1 protein-coding gene and 1 pseudogene are annotated in these 3,057 nt (G+C 59.6%); one reads left to right on the top strand and one right to left on the bottom strand.

The window, feature by feature from the left end; genetic code table 11:
- Positions 1 to 489 precede the first annotated feature (489 nt).
- Positions 490 to 1,662: pseudogene (locus VZ95_RS15040) on the top strand (methyl-accepting chemotaxis protein); the annotation flags it as partial.
- A gap of 34 nt (positions 1,663 to 1,696) precedes the next feature.
- Here VZ95_RS15040 and VZ95_RS15035 read toward each other — a convergent pair.
- Positions 1,697 to 3,057 (bottom strand): methyl-accepting chemotaxis protein (locus VZ95_RS15035; protein ID WP_045776583.1); only part of this gene is annotated, 1,361 nt, incomplete at its 5' end.

Below are 3,057 nucleotides of genomic sequence, written 5' to 3'. Positions count from 1 at the left end.
CCGAATGAACGCGGCCTGTATCGCTGCATTGCAAAACAGGGTGCAAGTTTCGCGGCGCTCTAGACGAAAAACAATGTGAAAATTTACTCTCCGGGCTGCATTTTGCAGCCCGGTTTATTTTGTAGGTTGCGACTTCGTGTCACGCAGGCAAACCTTACCTTAACTACTACCGTATATTCTGAATGAAGAGGCCGAAACGGGTCCAGGGGCGGCGGATTAAAACGTTCGTCCCACGTTCCAGGGGGAAACGGGGTAAGCCATGACGGATCAGGAGCACGAACTGCGCCAGGCGTTTGCACAGGTCGCGCGGCTATCGGGGAATCTTGGGATCGAGATTACCGATATTAGCGCCAATATCGACCAGGTTGCGACGCAAGTCCGGCAAGATTCAGAAACGTGCCAGGCCTTTCGGCATTTGTTTGCGGATTTGACCGATAAGAACCGAGCGGTTGCCAGCACCAGCTTAAGGCACATGCCCAAGCCCAAACCGCGCGCGAGAATATGGCCGGTTCGCGCCGGACAATCGAAACCTCCCTGGCCGAAATTCGTGCCCTCGCCGAATCGGTGACGGCCATTGAAGGGCAACTGCCGGGCCTGTCCGACGCTTTGGGGCGGATCAGCCGGGTGGCGGCGGGGATCAGCACGATTGCTCGGCAAACCAATCTTTTGGCGCTGAATGCCACCATCGAAGCCGCGCGGGCGGGGGAGGCGGGACGCGGGTTTGCGGTCGTTGCGGGGGAGGTAAAAGCCCTCGCCCGACAAACCGCCGAGGCGACGGCGGAAATCGATGTGACGCTGCAAGATCTCGCCCATCAAACCCGGCAGCTCATCGCGCGCAGCACCGAAGGCGTGCAGCGGGCCACGGCGGTGCAGGGCGGCACCCAGGCGATTGGCTCGGTGCTGTCCACACTGGATGCGGCAATGGAACAGATTGCCGGAAATGCCGGAAATATTGCCGAGGCGGCATCGGAGATCGACGGCCACTATGAAACCCTCACTCGGCGCGTCGAGAGCATGACGGGCGGGATCGACGAATCGGCCAAGGCGCTCGATGGCGCGGAAGCGCGGCTGCATACCGTGCGCGATTATTCGGAAGAATTGATGAAGCTGACGGCGCTGAGCGGCGTTGCAACCGTCGATACGCCGTTCATCGATACGGCCATCCGCCACGCCGCGCGGGTTAGCGCGCTGTTCGAAGCAGCGGTAGACCGGGGCGAGATTAGCTTGGAAGCGCTGTTCGACGAAGCCTATCAGCCGATCCCCGGAACCGACCCGCAGCAGGTTCTGGCGAAACACACGGCGCTCGCAGAAAAACTGCTGCCCGCCTTAATGGAAGAGGGGCTCGCCAGCCATATCGACGCGGTCTATTGCATCGCGGCGGATCGGAAGGGCTATGTCGCCGTCCACAATAAAATCTACTCCCAACCCCAACGGAATGATCCGCTCTGGAATATCGCCAACTGCCGAAACCGACGGTTGTTCAATGATCGCGTGGGGCTGGCCTCGGGGCAGAATCGGGATCGCTTTCTGCTGCAAACCTATCGGCGCGATTTGGGCGGCGGGCGCTTTGTCTTGCTGAAAGAAGTGGCGGCCCCGATCGTCGTCAAAGGGCGGGCCTGGGGTGGTTTGCGCTTCGGGTATAAGGCGCAGAGTGCGGCGTAAACCCAGCCCTCGCCGGGTTTACGCCCTGAGATTCTTAAAGCTCGGCATAGATGCGCTGGGTTTCGGCGGAGAGGTTTTTGGCGGCTTCCACAGCGGCTAAAATATCGTGCATACCGGTTTCGATACTGTGGATACCGTCTTCGATATTACACACCGCGCCGGCGGTTCCTTGCATATTCGAGGAGATTTCCCGCGTCACCTGGGTTTGCTGCTCGATGGCCCCGGCCACGCCGGTAACGCTGCCCTGGACATCCTGCATCGCCGAGCGGATCTGAATGAGCGAGGCGGCGACGTTGGTCGAGATATTCTGCACACTGGCGATTTCGCGGGAGATATTCTCGGTGGCTTGGGCGACCTGCTTGGCGAGGGTTTTTACCTCGCTCGCGACGACGGCAAAGCCGCGCCCGGCTTCGCCCGCCCGCGCCGATTCGATGGTTGCGTTCAGGGCCAGCAGATTGATGTTCGACGCAATATGCTGAATGAACTCGATGATGCTGGACATGGATCCGGCGGCGCTGCTGAGCCGACCGGCATTGCCTTCGGCCAGAATGATCTGTTCCAACGCCGAGTCGGCCGAGATTTTCGAATGGACGACGTTGCTGGAGACTTCGCTAATCGAATGGGTCATTTCCTCGGCGCTGGCGGCGACGGTTTGCACACTGGCCGAGGTTTGCGTTGTGGCCCCCGCCACGGTCGTCGTCTGGGTGCGAATGCCGCCGACCGTGGTAACGATCCGCGCCAGATTGGCATCGATATCGGCGCTGGATTTTTCGGCCTCTTGACGGCGGCAGACTTGGCGAGTGATGTCGGTTGCGTATTTCACCACTTTGAAGACCCGCCCGCGCGGATCGAAAATGGGGTTATAGGAGGCTTGAATCCAAACCTTCCGTCCGCCTTTGGCAAGGCGGCAATATTCATCGGCGAGAAACTGCCCGGCGCGCAGCTTATCCCAAAAAGCCTGATAGGCTGGGGAGCGGGCATAGTCGGGGGCAACGAAGAGCCGATGATGTTGGCCTTGGATTTCATCCAACCGATACCCGACCGCCGACAGAAAATTTTCGTTGGCGGTTAGAATTGTTCCGTCCAGGGCGAATTCGATAATCGCTTGCGCCTTGCCGATAGCCTTGATCTGGCCCTGATAGTCGGCCAAACGCAGTTTTTGCTCGGTGATATCGGTTGCGAATTTAACCACGCGAACGGGCTTACCGTCGCGGCCGAGAATGGGGTTATAGGTCGCCTGAATCCAGACTTCCTGACCGCCCTTGGCGAAGCGCATATATTCGGCCTGCTGAAACTGCCCGGCCCGGAGACTGTTCCAAAACTCGCGATAGGCCGGGCTGGCGACCTCCTCCCGATCAACGAAGATGCGGTGATGCTGGCCGCGAATTTCGCTGA

This window comes from Elstera litoralis (assembly GCF_000963705.1).
In the GTDB taxonomy this organism is placed as follows: Bacteria; Pseudomonadota; Alphaproteobacteria; order Elsterales; family Elsteraceae; genus Elstera; species Elstera litoralis.
Note: the sequence above shows the minus strand (reverse complement) of the source record. Positions and strands in the feature narration are given on the sequence as shown.